General features: G+C 36.1%; 21 protein-coding genes and 3 pseudogenes. 15 read left to right on the top strand and 9 right to left on the bottom strand.

Annotation, left to right across the window (positions count from 1 at the left end; all coding sequences use genetic code 11):
• Position 1: 1 nt before the first annotated feature.
• The 6 genes and pseudogenes from NR125_RS16525 to NR125_RS16490 all read right to left on the bottom strand — a co-directional run bounded on the left by NR125_RS16525 (position 2) and on the right by NR125_RS16490 (position 5,029).
• A complete protein-coding gene (locus tag NR125_RS16525) occupies positions 2-580 on the bottom strand; it encodes a CBO0543 family protein (protein ID WP_071156724.1) in 579 nt (192 codons plus the stop codon).
• A 237-nt stretch (positions 581-817) separates the two neighbouring features.
• Positions 818-2,335, bottom strand: a pseudogene (locus NR125_RS29630) (phospholipase D-like domain-containing protein).
• A 97-nt stretch (positions 2,336-2,432) separates the two neighbouring features.
• A complete protein-coding gene (locus NR125_RS16505) occupies positions 2,433-3,818 on the bottom strand; it encodes a S8 family peptidase (protein ID WP_071156726.1) in 1,386 nt (461 codons plus the stop codon).
• Between the two features lie 119 nt (positions 3,819-3,937).
• Positions 3,938-4,264: a hypothetical protein gene (locus NR125_RS16500; RefSeq protein ID WP_009336493.1), complete on the bottom strand. Its 327-nt coding sequence runs from the start codon at positions 4,262-4,264 to the stop codon at positions 3,938-3,940.
• A 131-nt stretch (positions 4,265-4,395) separates the two neighbouring features.
• Positions 4,396-4,743, bottom strand: a complete 348-nt coding sequence (locus NR125_RS16495; RefSeq protein ID WP_175502156.1) for a spore coat protein — start codon at positions 4,741-4,743, stop codon at positions 4,396-4,398.
• 13 nt (positions 4,744-4,756) lie between these two features.
• Entirely contained in the window at positions 4,757-5,029 is a 273-nt protein-coding gene (locus NR125_RS16490) for a hypothetical protein (protein WP_034298115.1), read from the bottom strand.
• Positions 5,030-5,703: 674 nt separating this feature from the next.
• Here NR125_RS16490 and NR125_RS16485 point away from each other — a divergent pair.
• The 3 genes and pseudogenes from NR125_RS16485 to NR125_RS16475 form a co-directional block, all read left to right on the top strand.
• Complete coding sequence (locus NR125_RS16485) at positions 5,704-6,024, top strand: gamma-type small acid-soluble spore protein (protein ID WP_082804588.1); 321 nt, start codon at positions 5,704-5,706, stop codon at positions 6,022-6,024.
• Positions 6,025-6,527: 503 nt separating this feature from the next.
• Positions 6,528-6,734 (top strand): DUF1657 domain-containing protein, encoded by a 207-nt coding sequence (locus NR125_RS16480; RefSeq protein WP_071156728.1) that lies wholly within the window; start codon positions 6,528-6,530, stop codon positions 6,732-6,734.
• Between the two features lie 624 nt (positions 6,735-7,358).
• Positions 7,359-7,483: pseudogene (locus NR125_RS16475) on the top strand (tyrosine-type recombinase/integrase); the annotation flags it as partial.
• Positions 7,484-8,031: 548 nt separating this feature from the next.
• Here NR125_RS16475 and NR125_RS16470 read toward each other — a convergent pair.
• The gene (locus NR125_RS16470) at positions 8,032-8,148 is read right to left on the bottom strand and encodes a site-specific integrase (protein ID WP_256815725.1); all 117 of its coding nucleotides are present in this window, start codon (positions 8,146-8,148) and stop codon (positions 8,032-8,034) included.
• A 316-nt stretch (positions 8,149-8,464) separates the two neighbouring features.
• Between NR125_RS16470 and NR125_RS16465 the strand changes: the two genes are divergently transcribed.
• From NR125_RS16465 to NR125_RS16420, 11 genes are all read left to right on the top strand, one after another.
• Entirely contained in the window at positions 8,465-8,596 is a 132-nt protein-coding gene (locus tag NR125_RS16465; RefSeq protein WP_256815724.1) for a hypothetical protein, read from the top strand.
• 182 nt (positions 8,597-8,778) lie between these two features.
• Positions 8,779-8,985: a DUF1657 domain-containing protein gene (locus NR125_RS16460; protein WP_009336488.1), complete on the top strand. Its 207-nt coding sequence runs from the start codon at positions 8,779-8,781 to the stop codon at positions 8,983-8,985.
• Between the two features lie 82 nt (positions 8,986-9,067).
• Positions 9,068-9,541 carry a YhcN/YlaJ family sporulation lipoprotein gene (locus NR125_RS16455; protein ID WP_071156732.1) on the top strand — a complete coding sequence of 158 codons (474 nt, stop codon included), beginning with the start codon at positions 9,068-9,070 and terminating at the stop codon, positions 9,539-9,541.
• Positions 9,542-9,558: 17 nt separating this feature from the next.
• A complete protein-coding gene (gene spoVAC, locus NR125_RS16450; RefSeq protein WP_009336486.1) occupies positions 9,559-10,038 on the top strand; it encodes a stage V sporulation protein AC in 480 nt (159 codons plus the stop codon).
• Complete coding sequence (spoVAD, locus tag NR125_RS16445; protein WP_071156734.1) at positions 10,038-11,057, top strand: stage V sporulation protein AD; 1,020 nt, start codon at positions 10,038-10,040, stop codon at positions 11,055-11,057. The genes spoVAC and spoVAD overlap by 1 nt, the downstream gene beginning before the upstream one ends.
• The gene (gene spoVAE / locus NR125_RS16440; RefSeq protein ID WP_009336484.1) at positions 11,054-11,404 is read left to right on the top strand and encodes a stage V sporulation protein AE; all 351 of its coding nucleotides are present in this window, start codon (positions 11,054-11,056) and stop codon (positions 11,402-11,404) included. The genes spoVAD and spoVAE overlap by 4 nt, the downstream gene beginning before the upstream one ends.
• An 11-nt stretch (positions 11,405-11,415) precedes the next feature.
• The gene (locus NR125_RS16435) at positions 11,416-11,622 is read left to right on the top strand and encodes a DUF1657 domain-containing protein (protein ID WP_061794310.1); all 207 of its coding nucleotides are present in this window, start codon (positions 11,416-11,418) and stop codon (positions 11,620-11,622) included.
• Positions 11,623-11,651: 29 nt separating this feature from the next.
• Positions 11,652-12,512 carry a DUF421 domain-containing protein gene (locus NR125_RS16430; protein WP_071156736.1) on the top strand — a complete coding sequence of 287 codons (861 nt, stop codon included), beginning with the start codon at positions 11,652-11,654 and terminating at the stop codon, positions 12,510-12,512.
• A gap of 115 nt (positions 12,513-12,627) precedes the next feature.
• The gene (locus NR125_RS16425; protein ID WP_071156738.1) at positions 12,628-13,302 is read left to right on the top strand and encodes a DUF421 domain-containing protein; all 675 of its coding nucleotides are present in this window, start codon (positions 12,628-12,630) and stop codon (positions 13,300-13,302) included.
• Between the two features lie 465 nt (positions 13,303-13,767).
• On the top strand, positions 13,768-14,055 hold the full coding sequence (locus NR125_RS29625; protein WP_306219840.1) for a hypothetical protein: 288 nt from the start codon (positions 13,768-13,770) through the stop codon (positions 14,053-14,055).
• Positions 14,056-14,084: 29 nt separating this feature from the next.
• The gene (locus NR125_RS16420; RefSeq protein ID WP_306219839.1) at positions 14,085-14,678 is read left to right on the top strand and encodes a S8 family serine peptidase; all 594 of its coding nucleotides are present in this window, start codon (positions 14,085-14,087) and stop codon (positions 14,676-14,678) included.
• A 413-nt stretch (positions 14,679-15,091) separates the two neighbouring features.
• Here NR125_RS16420 and NR125_RS16415 read toward each other — a convergent pair.
• Together NR125_RS16415 and NR125_RS29945 are read right to left on the bottom strand one after the other, a co-directional pair.
• A pseudogene (locus NR125_RS16415) lies at positions 15,092-15,429 on the bottom strand (spore coat protein).
• Positions 15,430-15,544: 115 nt separating this feature from the next.
• Positions 15,545-15,709, bottom strand: coding sequence for a hypothetical protein (locus tag NR125_RS29945; RefSeq protein ID WP_372675464.1), 165 nt, complete (start codon positions 15,707-15,709; stop codon positions 15,545-15,547).
• Between the two features lie 308 nt (positions 15,710-16,017).
• Between NR125_RS29945 and NR125_RS16405 the strand changes: the two genes are divergently transcribed.
• Positions 16,018-17,425: phospholipase D-like domain-containing protein (locus NR125_RS16405; RefSeq protein ID WP_256815723.1), on the top strand; the 1,408-nt coding region annotated here is incomplete at its 3' end.

The following is a 17,425-nucleotide window of genomic DNA, read 5'->3' as shown; positions in this document are numbered from 1 at the left end:
TTTACTTAGTTGTAAGATCTTGAGGTTTAGATAAAGAGGCTAGTTTTAGTATTAAAGCTCGAGTTACAATTCCAACAATGATGTAATATATGAATGAATATCTATATCTCCACTCTAAATAATTAACAAGTTTGACCCACTCGCAAAAGGGTTCACCTATATAGGCATATGTTAGTGCCATAATGATCTGGGCTAAAATAAAAGATTTCCATGTTCTAAAATATTGATATAACAACATGTAAGCTACAGGTACCATTGAAAAATCAAAAGGAAAGGCCCTGGGAATAAAAGGTAGGAATGCAATGGGGTAATCCCAAAAACTGTATTGTGCACCAACTACATCTAATAAGGTTGTTGTCAAGATAATTATGGTACCAAATAACAAAATTTCTAAAATAATGTCTCGTTTAACAAGTTTAGCCCATATAACCCAAGGCACAACTAAAAAAACGACTAGTATCCACCATTCCCAAGTTAAAAACTCATTTTTTAGCCAACCATTTAATTCTAAATGATAGAGCTTATCTTCTAATAAACGTACTTCCTTAAGATTTTCAAATATATTATCTATTGATATCACCTCTATATTTAAATGAAAAAGTAACAGATATTTTTGAATTCAAACACTTTGAGCTGCCTGTTTAGTATTACCGTTTTTTAGTAATGAATTTCCATCGTAAAAAAGAAAAAAACCATATTGAAAGTTCTTCTAACACGGGTTTTCGACTCTTTTCAAATGAATCAGAAATATTTTAAAAACAATGAAATTTTTTAAATCTAGATTTAACATAGAACAATAAAAACAGGATACATCAACTCATAATAATGGAGAGAGCAGGCGAGAACCCTGTTCAACAATGCGCTCGGTCAGGGATCGTTGCAACAAGTCTTCAATTCTTAATGGTACAGAATCAGCAAGATCACGCTCGAATTGATGTGTAAGTTCCATCGCCACATCAGTACTGTACAAGACTTGACACACCTCATAATTCAGGCGAAAACTTCTCATATCATAGTTTGCAGCGCCTACTTCTGCAATTTCCTCATCAATGATCATCAGTTTCGCATGTAACATTCCTTTATTGTACTGGTAGATTTGGACCCCAGCTTCTATAAGTTCCCCGTAATAGGTACGACTTGCATAGCCCACGCTTTTTTGAACAATGTGGCGAGGAACCAGCAATCTTACGTGCACACCACGAGCCACAGCTGTCTTTAATGCCATGATAATATCTGTTTCTGGTACAAAGTAGGGTGTTGTTATATCAATAGTTTTGGTCGCCTGTGTTATACATATAAAGTAAGCTTGACGAATAACTGGGGTAGGAATTCCAGGGTTTCCTTCCAACATATGGATGTACGCTTTTTGCAATTCTCCTGTCTTTGTTTGGGTATTGTCTGTTTTACCTTCTATAGGCCATAACTCAGAACCTAATTCGGCAGACCATCTTGAAAGATCTATGCTGCCGTTTGGATTGATTTCCTTTGATTTATATTTTGGGATTTTAGTGGCCTTTTTCGTTGCCTCAGATTTTGTTTTTGACTTTATCCGTTCTGGTACAGCGATATTCCAATGAACGTCGAAGATAGTATTGCAAGTCGCCTGTTGCTTCCCCTATAATTTGCAAATGAGTGTCCCTCCAAAATCCTACGTCTGGCTTTAATCCTGTATATTCATACCCAACGTTCATACCGCCAGTAAAGGATTCCTTTCTGTCAATCGTCACAATCTTACAATGAACCGATAATTCCAATTGGACAAAATCCAGGGAAAACTTAAAGGAAATATTGTCCGACATTCTATCCCTGCTTCCACCATCTGAAAAATTTTTTGACACGGAAATTTTTTACTCCCCCAACCATCTCTAATAAAACGAACCCGCACTCCATTTACTGCTTTTTCGACCAGCAGTTCTGTGATGCGATTACCAATTTGGTCGTTCCGATAGATGAAATATTCCAGAACAATGGTTTTTTGGGCTTTTTGTAGGGATTCGATAAGTTGTTCATATTTTGCTATTCCATTGTTTAGTACTTGGACTTTGCCGACTCGAAGCCCGCGTACAGTAAAATACCTTAAAGCATCGGCGATGAACGATGCTGAATCACTATATGTATCAGGTAACTTATCAGACTCATTATGAGAAGAGGTCAATCTTTTACGATGAATAAGCTTGGGATTTGATATGCTAAGATATAGTAAGAAACCAATGACAGGCAAAACAAGGACGATTACTATCCAATTCAAAGCTTTGGCTGGCCGACGAACTTCCCAAATTGCTATGAATAACATAAAGAACGTATTTAACAGGTATAGATAAAAAATCCACTCCAACTAAAATTCCCTCCTTAGTTTTTCCATTATCATGTACAAACAACGTACATCATGTAGAAGTTTTATAACAACGAAAAGCAACGGTTTCAAAAAGGGATTATTGCCTTTTGCTTTGGGCATCTTCCAATCCATTCTTTACATTAATTAAGCCACTACCAAATTCGTGATCAGTTCCAGGGATTCCTAAATCATAAGTAGAATTCTTAATAATGTCTATTACTTCTTGGTTCGTTAAATTAGGGTTTACTGAAAGCAAGAGGCCAGCAAGTCCTGCCACATGAGGCGAAGCCATAGAAGTACCTGATAAAGCTGCATACTGCTGGTTAAAATAGGTGCTCGGAATTTGAACTCCGGGAGCTGCAACATCGATATAATCTCCATAATTTGAGAAAGGGGCACGTTGTCCGGTGTAACTTACGGCGGCGACACTTAGAACCTTAGAAAAAGCAGCTGGATAGCTCGGCTGCATAGTATTTTCATTTCCTGCTGCAGCAATCAAGACAACATTTTTACTGTATGCATAATCGATTGCCCCTTTTAAAAGGGAAGAATGCTGATAATTGCCTAAACTCATATTAATGACATCGGCTCCATGATCCACTGCCCAAAAAATCCCTTTTGCTATATCAAAGGTCGTCCCATGCCCTTCGGCACCCATTGCTTTTATAGGCATTATTTTGTTATACCAAGTGATGCCTGCAACACCTTCATGGTTGTTTGTTTCCGATGCAATGATTCCTGCTACATGGGTGCCATGCCCGTTGTCATCATCAGGGAAATTATTATTCAACAGTACATTATAACCATTTGTAATTCGTCTTCTCAAATCAGGATGGTCCAGATCAACGCCAGTGTCTATAACAGCAATAATGATATGTTCATCCCCTTTGGTGATATCCCAGCCTGCTTCTGCTTGAATTGCCGATAAGTTCCATTGGTATTGTTCTCTATATAGCAAATCATTAGGAAGTCCAATTTGATTTTGCAGATAAAGATAATTGGGTTCAGCAAATTCAACCATAGCCTGTCTGTTAAAATATTCAATAAGTTCCTTGGTCGAAAGCGTATTAGAACGAAAAACAATCGTAGAATTTAGCTTTTTAATGATAGTGCCATTTATCTCCTGTGTTATCCTTTTTATTTCCTTTGTTGAGGGAAGAGTCTTGAATGTAACGTTTACTTCTTTCTTAATATAATGACTCTCAGTTTTTTCATTGTGTTTAATTAGAAAAACGGAAGGATCATTTTTTAATTGATTCTTGATGGTTTGACCCATGGAAAGGCCGTTTATTTGAAGAACATTTTTTTCGTTTTCAACATTTTGGACATTGGTTATAGTGGGATTAAATTTGTTTTCGACAGCAACTGTTTTATTTTCGGGATTCTCTTTGTTTCTTGTATTTGGTACTATGAATAATAACCCTATGGATAGAAGAATAAGTACGGAAACAGTAACCAATAAGGACTTTCGTAATTTTGTCATGAGACACCTCTATAAATTTATTATTAGAAAATGTTGCAATATAAGTATTAAATTTCTTATTAACATCCTTGAATCTTGATACATAAAGAACACCGTTTGAGAACAAACGGTGTATAAACTTATTCATCAATAGTATCTGGATCTGTTGCGTCTTCAGGATCTTCAATTGATTCTTCTGTATCAGGGGTGACATTATGTTCATCAATAGTATCTGGATCTGTTGCGTCGATTGGATCTTCAATTGGTTCTTCTGTATCAGGGGTGACATTATGTTGATCAATAGTATCTGAATCTGTTGCGTCGATAGGATCTTCAATTGGTTCCTCTGTCCCTGGAGTTACATCCTCCGGTGGTGGATTATTATCGTCATCTCCATTATTACACCCTAATAACAAGAAAATTGAAAGAAAAACCGTTGATAAAAGTTTCATCCACTTAAGATTCATCTTACCGCCGCCCTTTCGATTGTTGTAAATTCTAAATTATTTTCTAGGTTGGTTAACAACTAACCAACCTTTTGTCTCGCATAACTATTGTTATTTTACCTTGAGTTTATTCTTCTTGAACACGTGTTCTTTTATTGTATTACATTACCTCTATATGGATCTTGACTTTGCATGTAGTTAGAAAATTGCTGAACCGATTGTTGAATAGTTTGTGGAGTTTCTTTTTCCAAACCGTACCATCCGTTTTTAAACATTAAGTTATATAGATTGCGGTGACAGTCGTCTGTTTCTTGGGAAACAGACGCTATTGTACGATACAACGATTCATGGCTAGCTTCTTTTAATGCAGTCGAGTATGAGGAAGATATATATTTTTCCGTAGTTAAGGCATCGTTTAGAAAATCTCTATCGTTCATTTGCGGCGTCTTAGGGACTGGTGTTTCAGGATTTTTAATCCTGTTTGGAGTATTATTTTCCACTATAGTTTCCTCCTTATTGATTCATATTTTGTGAAGGTTGAGTTACATACTGTTGCATCTGTTGAAGCAGCTGTTGATAGTGTCGATCATGCATTTGTCCAGCTTGTTCAAGTGCTGCTCTTACTTCGGGATTTTGACATTGTTGAGCGAAAAAATGCATTTTCTTCATCGCAAGTAAATTCCAGCTTAACATATCGTTTACATAGAGATGATCCTTTGTTGACATTATTTCAGGCGGTTGTGTCATTAAAGCTTGTGCTTGTTGATTATTCATACCCGTCTGCATTTGTTGCATGATGTTTCCTCCTTGTTAACAATGTTGTAATCACTTGGGTAGATTGCCACACAGCGGTCAAAAATATGCAGGTATTTTAGATTAGTTTTAAAGACCCCCCACCTTTAGATAGCATTAAATACTCCCCACCTATACGCAGGTGGGGAGTATTTGTGGCTAAACTAAATATTAATTTATCCTATTCCAGATTCTGTCTAGGTCCAAGGCAACATATATTTTATCACCATTAATTTCCTTATGTATAATAGGATTGGAAAAATACTGATTTATATTTTTATTAAATTGCTTACACCTTGCTCGTGGTTTTGGTCCATATAAATCGTTTCAGGATAGTCCTTATACATACTCCGTCTACCTCTTTTTTAATTTTATGAAAAATACAAACTGCATCAATACTCCATTTCTAAATAAGCATACCAGTCTTGCTTCTCGAAAAGGAAAATCCCCCTCGAATTGTAAAACAATTGTACTTTAATCAGCTTTTACAAAAGTACAACCGTCAAATTTACCCTATTCTCTCTTCCTTGATTTTTTTTGCCAAGAGTATTTTTTCCGAAAATATAATAAAAATATAATTCGAATTTTAAAAACTTGTATGAATAAATATTTCTATCTTCAAACATTCTAAGAAAGGTTTCAAAAAAAAATAATAGGAGGTGTTATTCATGACAGTCATAAATGACGTTAAAACAGCTTTAGCCGGATTAAAAAGCGCTCAAGCTAGCTTTGAAACATTTGCTCTTAGTACAGATAATGAACAAGCGAAGCAGCTTTACCAAGATGCTGCTAAACAAACCCAATCTGTTTTACAAAGCGTTGAACCACGCGTTCAACAAATCGAACAAGAAGAACCACAATATGCTCATGACGGAAACCAAGCTTCCCAAGGCAGTACGCAAGTGTCACAAGGTCAATACGGTACTGAGTTCGCAAGCCAAAATAATGCACAACAAGTAAGACAAAAAAACCAACATGCCCAGTCTTAAAAAATAAATAACTGAATCACACGTTTGTACAATTCTGAAGCTTTATGTCGCCAAAAATTTTTATGTGTTGATTCATTTGTTACCAATAAAAACATCCTTAGATAGATTAGAGGGGAGTTAAGACTCGCTCCCTTACTAAAATTTTTTTTAAAAATAAAAAGGAGCAATTGTTATGCGATTACCCGAAGACTTCAAAAGAGCTAGGCATAAAAAAGAAGAAGGGTTAAGTTTAGATCAATGCTTTTCACATCCCATTATACATAGGGAGATACGTGGGGATAAAGTATTCGTACCATTAGATTTAAAGAGAATTTGGAATCAAATATAGCAACCGTTTGGATTAAACGGATATTTTATTTATTAAGAGAAAAAGGATATTAATTTAGTTTTCAAACCTTACTTCATAATATTATTTTTAGATAAAAAACATTTGAATTATAAAGAAAACCATTTTTCATCATTCTAACAAAGGTTATTAAAAACATTAAAGGAGTCGTTATTCAATGACAGTAATAAATGATGTTAAGACAGCTCAAGCGGGATTGAAAAGTGCGCAGGCTAGCTTTGAAACATTTGCTCTTGGTACGGAAAATGAACAAGCTAAGCAGCTTTACCAAGATGCTGCTAAACAAACCCAATCCGTTCTAAAAAGCCTTGAACCTCGCGTTAAACAAATCGAACAAGAAGAACCTCAATACAAACAACAATAATTAAAAGACAAAAAAAGGTTGGTCGAGTAAACCAACCTTTTTACTCTCTCAATAATGGATGAAACACAGAGGTGATTATTCATGATATATAAAATAAAACAATTAAAGATCGGTCTTTTAGTATTAACGGTTATCGGAATAGGATCAGGATGTAACGAAAGCCAGAATCAGTTGGGTGAAAATAATAACGATTTGAGTATTTCACAAGTACATACAAGCTTTCTTTTTCGATTCTTAACACGTTTTTTCATTGACATCAACAAACTTTATAAACACATATAAACACAATGAGACCCCTCACAACATCGTGGGTGGTTTTTTTGCCTTCATTTTTAATTCTCTTGGGTGTATTGTGTCAAAAAGGTGAAGGTTGGATTGGTAGGGGTGAATTAGCAAACAGCGAACCCGATGGATATACGCTTGTTTATATGGTCTCTCCAAATAACTTTACTGGTTAATAAATCCTACTGCCAATAGAAAAGAAAATTTGGACAGTTTTTAATTTAATATCAGTCACCATGAAGATTCCGAACTTATTGTCGTAAAACGGGATGACCCCCGGTTTGACAATATTAAAGAGTTCATTGGATACGCAAAGGAAACGAGTTAGCTGTGTAGTTTTATAAGGTAACAACTAACATACGAGATTGACTGCTTATTAAACGGCTATTTAAAAAGGTTTGAGAATTGTAGAAGCACTATCGCTCTTTATAGAGGACTTTATTTTTGATCATAAAAATGGACACCAATTCAGTTGAAATAGATAGAGGGGAGTTAATCATCTAGTTCTTGTTTGATGACTACCTTTATGAATTCTCAGATAAGCCTTTACAAATAGGATTTGTAAGGTACCCCGAATCAAGTGCAGCCGCCTCGACTTTCAGGTTAAATCTCTCTATTTGCCGATCAAGTCTAGAAAAGGATTAATATAGAGAGGGGATATCGTTTTAAGATTAGTCGCTAATATCAAATGTGTTAATGTTTAGTGAATGGTCGGTATCTCTAACAGAAGCCTAAAATATATCTTTAATTTGATGATATCCCTTTGCCTTTTGTGATAAGAGCCATAATTTAATATTTGATTAAAACACGATTTTAAAAACCTATCCAAAAAAGAAACTGGCTTACAGTGAATCTTTGGTGCAAAGTTTGCCAATTCCTTCTTTATCATACCTTCTAATGAGTATTATAAACACTTTTTTCCCTGTATTCTTATGTAGAGATATTGATTCTTTTTAGTTTGAAACAATTATGTATCCAATTTTTTTATCAATTCTATTAGATAGCATACTAATATTTACTTTCTGTTTTTTGTTGTCTTGCCTTCCAGAATATAAAAGTAATTTTTCCCTTTCACATCTCCAACTTTTAATTTGACAATGTCACCTACCTGTAATTCTGTATTAATCCCCATCAAATATAGCTATACATCTCTTTCGCCCAATGTCGGATTTTTGGTTTCCTTTTGTCTCCCAGTTTAATCCCAAGTTTTATTTCTTCAATGTCCTTTTTTGGTTTTAACGTTAAACGTTGAAAGGATTTTCCTTTTTTGTTTTGTTGTCATTTTTTCACCTTCTAAAATGTATGAAAAATTTGATGTTAATAACAAAACAGTTCCTTTTTATGTATTAGACAAACCTTAATACGGCGACAAATGCATGCGTTTATCTTTGTTATTACATTTTCAATGTTAAATACCCATAAATAGGATGATTAAGAGGGAAAAACTCTTGAAACTTTGGGATAATATCCGAAAAATGGGAAAAATATTAGTCCTTTCAGGAAATACAATCATCTTATTTTATAAAGGTAGGGGTGTAAAAGAAATTGAAGTTGAGAAAAGAAAAAATGAAAAGTTATAAGAGCTATTGCTGTCAACAAGAAATAGAAGAAATGATGGGGATATGGAAAAGGGGTTATTATCGAAAAAATGGAGCTATACGTCAAAAATAATTTAGATTTAAATTTCCCAAAAATCATTGAATAAAAAATTCTCCATAAAGCAAAATAAAAGAGTAAAAAATAATTCAAGGAGGAAATTATCATGACAGTAATAAATGACGTTAAAACAGCTCTAGCAGGATTGAAAAGTGCTCAAGCAAGTTTTGAAACATTTGCTCTTGGTACAGATAATCAACAAGCTAAGCAACTTTACCAAGATGCAGCTAAGCAAACCCAATCCGTTGTAGACAGCATTGAACCACGTGTTCAACAAATCGAACAAGAAGAACCTCAATACAAACAACAGTAATTAGTAAGGCGAAAAAAGGTTGGCCTCTTAACCAACCTTTTTTCAGCTGTTCAAATAATGGAAAAACATGGAGGTGATTTTTTTGAAAGATAAAATAACCACATTGAAAAACCTACTTTTTATTATAATGGTCATTGGTTTCGCATCAGGATGTAATGGTAATCAAAATGAATTTATTCAAGGTAATAGTACTTTTGGTATTTCACAAGTACATACAAGTAAGCCAATTGATCAATCCGTTGCCAATCATGCGAAAGAAAAGATAATTGCCAAGGAAGATATTACAGACGTAAAAGCTGTGAATACTGATAAAGAGCTTATGGCAGCGATTAAAGTTGAGAATTTTGATCGATTTCGATTAAAGAGTATCGAGAAGTCAGTAAAATCCGACTTAGAAAAAATATATCCGGACTATAAAGTTTTTGTTTCGACTGATAAAAAAATATTCTGGGAGCTTGAAAAGGTCGAGCAAAGACTGAAAAAAAACGATATGAATAAGAAGAACTTAAAAAATGATTTGAACAAACTGAAAAGTCTTATGAAGGAACAAACCTAAAGAGGAAGGATCGAGTTATGTCTAACAATCAAAAGAAACAACTTACTCCTGTGCAACAGGAATATCAAAAATTGCAAAAACAACGAGAGATCAAAAGACCGGTTGTTAAAAATTGCATTAAGGCCTTTTTAACCGGTGGACTTATTTGTTTGATTGGTCAGCTTATTTCAGACTTTTACATTTATTATTTCGATTTTACTGAGCAAACGGCCGGAAATCCGACGGTGGGTACGTTAATTTTTATTACAATGCTTCTTACTGGTTTTGGCGTATATGATCGAATGGCCCAATTTGGTGGGGCTGGAACAGCTGTACCTGTAACAGGTTTTGGCAATGCGGTTATATCGCCTGCCATTGAGCATCGAACCGAAGGATTTGTACTGGGCGTAGGTGGCAACATGTTTAAATTAGCGGGGGCGGTTATTTTATTTGGTGTTTTTTCTGCTTTTGTCATTGCCTTAATTAAAACCACTTTAATCCAGTGGGGTGGTTTATAATGCTAGCAGGTCATCGTACATGGATCTTCGAACAAAAGCCTGTCATTATCTCCACTGGAACCGTTGGTGGACCATTTGAAGCCAATGGTGCTATCCCAGATGATTTCGATAATCTTCATGCTGATTTATGGCTTGGGCAGGATTCCTATGAGAAAGCACATAAAATCCTTTTTGAAGAGGCTTGCCAAAAAGCCATGGAAAAAGGGGGCATACAAAAGGATCAAGTTCAATTTATCCTAGCTGGGGACTTAATCAATCAAATCACCCCAACAAGTTTCGCTAGCAGAACGATTGGAGCGCCTTATTTTGGCTTATTCGGTGCTTGCTCTACCTCGATGGAAGGACTGGCTCTAGGTGCTTATATTGTAAATACAAAAGGAGCGAAATATTTGTTAACAGGAGCTTCCAGTCATGATACAGCTGTTGAAAAACAATTTCGGTATCCAACTGAGTATGGTGGACAAAAGCCACCTACGGCACAATGGACGGTTACTGGTGCAGGTGCAGCCCTATTAAGTGATTCTGGGGAAGGACCTCATGTCACATCTGCCACAATTGGTCGTGTAATCGATATGGGATTGACAGATCCATTTAACATGGGAGGAGCTATGGCGCCAGCTGCGGTTGATACCATTGAAGCCCATTTAAAGGAACGAAATGTTGAGCCATCTTATTACGATTTAATTGTAACCGGTGACCTTGGCCAAATCGGACAGGAAGTGTCCATGGATCTATTTAAAAAGCATGGAACTCCTATTAGTGAAGAACAATACCAAGATTGTGGCCTTATGATTTATCGGGAAGGACAACCCGTTCTTGCAGGGGCAAGCGGTGCAGGCTGTTCAGCAACGGTAGTTTATGGGCATTTATTAAACCGCATGAAAAAAGGTGAATTTAAACGAATGTTAGTTGTGGCTACAGGTGCTTTGCTTTCACCGTTGTCCTTTCAGCAAAATGAAACAATTCCTTGTATCGCCCATGCAGTGTCAATTGAATACGGAGGTGAACAATTAACATGATCTATTTTTGGGCTTTTGTCGTAGGCGGTTTAATTTGTATCATTGGGCAAATTATGTTTGATGTATTTAAATTGACACCAGGTCATACCTTAAGTGCTCTTGTAGTGATTGGGGCGCTTTTAGATGGATTTGGACTATACGAGCCTTTGATTGATTTTGCTGGGGCAGGGGCTACCGTTCCGATTACAAGTTTTGGGAATTCGCTTGTTCATGGTGCGATGCAGGAAGCAGAAAAACATGGGTTAGTTGGTGTACTGACAGGAATGTTTGAAGTAACTAGTTCTGGTATTTCAGCTTCCATTGTTTTCGGCATGATAGGAGCTTTAATTTTTAAGCCAAAAGGATAAGGAGAATTAGGATGACAGTAGGATCAGATGTTAAACAGTGTTTTGCCAGTCTAAAAGGGGTAGAAGCAAGTCTCTCAAGTTTAGCATTACGGACTCTTGATGATGAATCGAAGCGAACTTTGCATGAGGCTATGATGGTAATACACGAAGTAACAAAAGATTTAAAAAAAAGAGTAGGAGAACTAGAAGGAGAGGAACTTCAGTACAAAGGTTTCTAGAAAAACTATATTTACAGGGGGTGTAAGCAGTGCCTGAATGGTTAGATATAGCTGTACGCTCAGCATTATTTGTTGCTGTTTTATTTTTCATTACAAAATGGTTAGGGAAAAAGCAAATTTCCGAACTATCTTTCTTTGAATATGTCACCGGTATTTCCATTGGAAGTATAGGTGCTGAAGTGGCTATGGGACTGGAACGGAACATTTTTCATGGAATCATTGGAATTGTCATTTTTGCGGCTATTCCCTTTTTCGCTGGTTTAATTTCATTAAAAAGTAAACGTTTTCGCAATTTTATAGAAGGAAAAGCAACTGTATTTATCAAAGATGGGAAGATTATGGAAGATAATTTAAAAAAGGAAAGATATACGACAGATGAACTGTTAGAGCTACTTCGCAGGAAAGATGTCTTTCAAGTCTCTGATGTAGAATTTGCTGTTTTAGAGGCAACAGGTGATTTATCTGTGATGCTAAAGAAAGAAAATCAACCTTTAACAGCAAAGGATATAAACTTGAAGGTTGCTTCAATCAAGGAGCCTCAGACCATTATTATGGATGGTGCAATAATGGATGAACCACTAGCCACGATTGGACGAAGTCGGGCTTGGCTACAAACTGAATTAGAAAAACTAGGGGTAACGATTGAAAATGTATTTCTGGGACAGGTTAATTCTTACGGAGAGTTAACGATTGATCTGTTTGACGATAAATTACAAGTCGCACCCCCACAAGAAAGACCCTTAATTCTTTCAACCTTGAAAAAATGTCAAGCAGACTTAGAACTATTTGCTCTTGGAACGGAATCAAAAGAGGCCAAACAAATGTATAGGTTAAACAGTGAAAAATTACAAGAAGCCATTGATAAAGTGACCCCTATTTTAAAAGGATAAGGATTTAGCTTAGATTCATACATGACGAAAAAAAGATACCATTTTTAATTGAAAAAAGTTTAAAAACCTTAGTCCAATTTCGGACTAAGGTGAATTTTTTTACGAGGTGTTAGAAGTGTCTATTTTTTTAGTTAAAGTTATTTTTATCTATATTGTGTTTATTGTAGCAGTAAAAATTTTAGGGAAATCAGCTCTAGCCCAACTTACCCCTCATGATTTTGGAGCGATTCTATTTTTATCTTATTTAGCTTTTGGTTCTATTAAAGTAAACGGAGTGATGGAGGGGATTATTGGAATCATTGTAATAACATGCATTCATCTATTTATATCAAAGTTAAGTTTATTAAATAAGTTAAACCCTTTTATTATCGGAAAACCGACTATTCTAATTAAACACGGGAAAATTATCTATCGAAATTTAAAGGAAAGTAGATATCCTTTACCTGAGCTGTTGTCTAATTTAAGAACATCAGGATATCCGGATATTCACGATATTGAATATGCGATTTTGGAAGCAACAGGTGAAATTAGCATTTTTCCAAGAAAAGAATTAGTTCCTATTACTCCAAAAGATTTACATATGAAAGTGGAATACCGCGGATTACCCATAGCCGTTGTCATTGAAGGGAAAGTGCAAAAGCGTAATTTAAAATTTATCAACAAAAATGAAAAGTGGTTAAAGGAAGAACTAAAGGCAAAGGGATATCTTCAAATCAAAGATATTTTTTATGCTGCTGTTAGAGATACCGATCATTCATTAACCATTAACAAAAAAGATGTTAACGACTAATTTTAAGACGATTTCCTCCCAATATAAATTAATGTTTTCTCTTATTTACTCCTTCTTATATTTTATTTTCAGATAGGCAAATATGGATTTTTAATGGTACAAACAACCCAAATATTACCTTATTTATAAGATAGCATTAAGTTCGAAGTATTTATAAGGAAGGATCTAAGAAACCAAATGTTTTTATACCCCTTTTCATACCCCAGTTTTTATACTCCCTATGGGGGGTAAAAAGTGAAACTTTGCGTACTGTAATACCTTTTCTGAATTATGGTTTGCAAGAAGCAACAATGACTTATTTACTGGGAAAAGGATATGACCCACAAACTGCTTTTAAAACAGTTGAATCATGGGAAGTTAATAAAAGATTTTATTAAATGTTTCTAAAACGCTAATATGTGTTTTTATAAGAATATTTTAAAATTGAATAAGGGAGAGGACCACTTTGCAAACCGCACTCAAACCATGATTAGTATCCCATTTCCATCTGTATGGGGTATTGATGCTTCTATAGCTGGAAGACCAATCATTAGAGGTATACTTACCATTAATTCCATTATAGGCACCAGAGTAATGGGTACAGTTAATTTCCGTGGTACACCTATCCCAATTATCTTTATCTGCAAAATAAAATTGGACTTCCTAATAATCTGCTATACCGCGAACAATATCAATGGAACTTACCGATCATTCAAGCCGAAGCAGGCTGGGATATTACAACAGGGGATGAACATATTATTATTGCTGTTATAGACACTGGGGTTGATCTGGACCATCCTGATTTGAGCGGAAGATTAACAAATGGATACAATGCTCTGGAAAATAACGACTTTCCTGATGATGACAGTGGCCATGGCATCCATGTATCCGGAATCATTGCATCGGAAACAAACAACCAAGAAGGCATTGCTGGCATCACTTGGTATAACAAAATAATGCCTATAAAGGCAATGGGTGCTGAAGGATATGGAACGACCTTTGATATAGCAAAAGGGATTATTTGGGCAGTGGACCATGGAGCAAATGTCATTAATATGAGTTTAGGCAATTATCAGCCTTCTTCTCTTTTGAAAGAGGCAATCGATTATGCATACAATAAAAATGTAGTCATGATTTCTGCAGCAGGAAATGAAAATACTATACAACCGAGCTATCCAGCAGCATATCCTGAAGTTTTAAGTGTGTCAGCTGTCGACAACACAGGACGACGAGCATCTATCTCAAATTACGGGGATTATATTGATGTCTCAGCTCCCGGAGTCCAAATTACGAGCACCTATTTTAACCAGCAGTATGCAGCTTTATCAGGTACTTCTATGGCTTCGCCTCATGTGGCAGGACTTGCTGGCCTCTTGATTCTGCAAACCCTAATTTAACTAACAGAGAAGTAATAGACATTATTAAGAATTCTGCATATGATTTAGGAATCCCAGGAAATGATAGCGATTTCGGCAATGGCTTAATTGATGTAAAGAATGCACTGGAAGCAGCCCAAAATGAATAATCTGAAATACTCCCCCTATTGACCCCATGTCAGGCAAAAGGCAATGAACCTTTATAAAAGTAGCCTTTTGTAGTTAAAAAACACCTTGAAATTTTTGAATTCATCCCCAAGTGGTTCCTAATTCTGGGTTCTGACATCATATTGCTAGGAAAATCCTTCACAAGCAATCCCCTATTCGCCAAATGGATTTTCTGGAAAAGTTACAACGGTTTAACTAAGGTTAGTCTATATGAAAAATTAAATAATTTAAAAGCTATGGACTGGTTACCATAGCTTTTTACGACCTTATTCAATTGGAGGATTATGCGGAAACTGGGACATGTACCCTGTAAACTGCTGTGCCGCCTGTTGAAGTTTTTGTGGCTGTTCCGCTTCAAGCGAATACCATCCCTTTTGAAACATCAGATTATACAGTTCACGCTGCAAATTCTTCGTTTCGTCGAAAATCGCGTGAATGTCCTGATAAAGCGAAGCGTGGCTTGCCTCATTCATTGCCGTAGAATACGATGCCGTAATGTACTTTTCATACGAAAGCATATCGTTTAGGAAGTCACGTTCATTCATCTCAGGTGTTTTGGTATAGGTGTTTCTGGATATTGAATCTTGTTTTGATTGTTATTCATTTTGTATGTCCCCTTATTGATTCATTTGGTTCACATTTTGCTCCAAATGCTGCAAAATGCGCTGATAATGTCTTTCGTGCATCATGCATGCCTTTTCGAGGGCTACTACGATCTGTTAATCTTGGCACTGGCCTGCTGCAAAATGTGCCTTTTTGAATCCTAAAAGGTTCCACGATAGCATGTCCTTTAAGTAATTAAAATCTTTTCCTGTGAGCACCTGTGGTGGCTCTTGAAAGACCGGCGGCTGACTTTGAGATTGATTTGGTTGTTGCTGTTGCATGAACAGTTCCTCCTTATTGCATTTACCACTTTAATTTTCCAAATTTATAAAAAATTATACCTATATTTAGGAATTTACCAGATGGTAATTTTCAACTAAGTCTCTAGTTAGGACAGTGCCCAGATCATTACGCCTTTCGTGATGTCAGAACTTATCCAACCTTAATTCTCTTTTTTTCGTTCTTAATATCTTATAAAAGTTCTTATAAAGGTAGTCCATAATATATAACAGACAATCCCTTCATATTCCATACGTATACTGGTTACATAGTTTGTACATGTTAAGAGAAACAGAAGGAGGGATTCCAGTTGGAGTGGATTTTTTATCTATACCTGTTAAATATGTTCTTTATCTTATTCATAGCAATTTGGGAAGTACCTAGGCCTGCGAAGGCATTGAATTGGATAATAATCGTCCTTCTTTTGCCTGTCATTGGTTTCTTGCTATATCTTAGCACATCAAACCCTAAGTTTATTCATCGAAAAAGATTGACCTGTTCTAAAAATGAATCTAACAAATTACCTGAGACATTCGGTGCTTCAGCATCGGTAATTGCCGATTCTTTACGGCATTTCACTGTGAATGGGCTTCGAATGGGCCGAGTCCAAGTGTTTAACAATGGAATAGCGAAATATGAACAACTCCTTGAATCCCTACAAGATGCTCAAAAAACAATTGATCTGGAATATTTCATTTTTCGGAATGACCAAATTGGTAGTCGCATCACAGAACTGCTAATCGAAAAAGCATTAACTGGAGTGCAGGTTCGTTTTATGAGAGATGGCTTGGGGAGTTATAAGTTCCCGCGTGAAAAAATCCGGCAGATGGTTGAAGCAGGGATAGAATGCAGGACAATATTTCCTTTGCGATTTCCCTGGTTTTTGTCCAATTGGAATTATCGGGATCATTGTAAGATGGCCATACTCGACGGAAAGATAGCTTTTAATGGTGGCATTAACATAGGATATGAATATACAGGATTGAAACCTGACGTTGGCTTCTGGCGGGATACTCATTTGCAAGTCATAGGAGAAGCATCAGCCGATTTGCAGCCTGTCTTTGATGTTCATTGGGAAATCGCTGTGCCGGAACGGATAAAATCAAAAATAAATTTGAAAACAAAATCAGAGGTAACGAAAATCAATTCAAATGGCAGAGCAGATGATTCCAAATGGTCAGCCGAATTGGGATCAGAGTTGAGCACCCTTGATGATAAAGAAATGGACATATCCGCAAAAACTAGGTCATTGCATAAAGCGTATATCCATACGTTGGAAGGAAACCCTGGAATTCCTACCCCAGTCATTCGGCAAGCTTACTTTATATGTATAACACAGGCGACCAAGACTATTGATTTAACAACACCCTATTTTGTACCAGAAACGGATATTATCATGGCATTAAAGACAGCAGTAACTCGTGGTGTCCGTGTAAGATTGCTGGTTCCTCGCCACAATAATCAAAAAATCGTGGGTCTTGCAAGCCGTACTTATTACGGAGAACTTATAGAAGCTGGAGTTCAAATCTACCAGTACGACAAAGGAATGATACATACCAAGGTGTTGATCATAGATGAGGAGGTTGCTGCCGTAGGCTCAGCAAACTATGATATGAGAAGTTTTCGCCTGCATTATGAGGTGTGTCAAGTCTTGTACAGTGCTGATGTGGCGAGGGAACTCACAGATCAGTTCGAACGTGATCTTACTGATTCTATTC

Source organism: Cytobacillus sp. Bac17 (assembly GCF_024519925.1).
GTDB classification, from domain to species: Bacteria; Bacillota; Bacilli; order Bacillales; family Cytobacillaceae; genus Cytobacillus; species Cytobacillus pseudoceanisediminis.
Note: the sequence above shows the minus strand (reverse complement) of the source record. Positions and strands in the feature narration are given on the sequence as shown.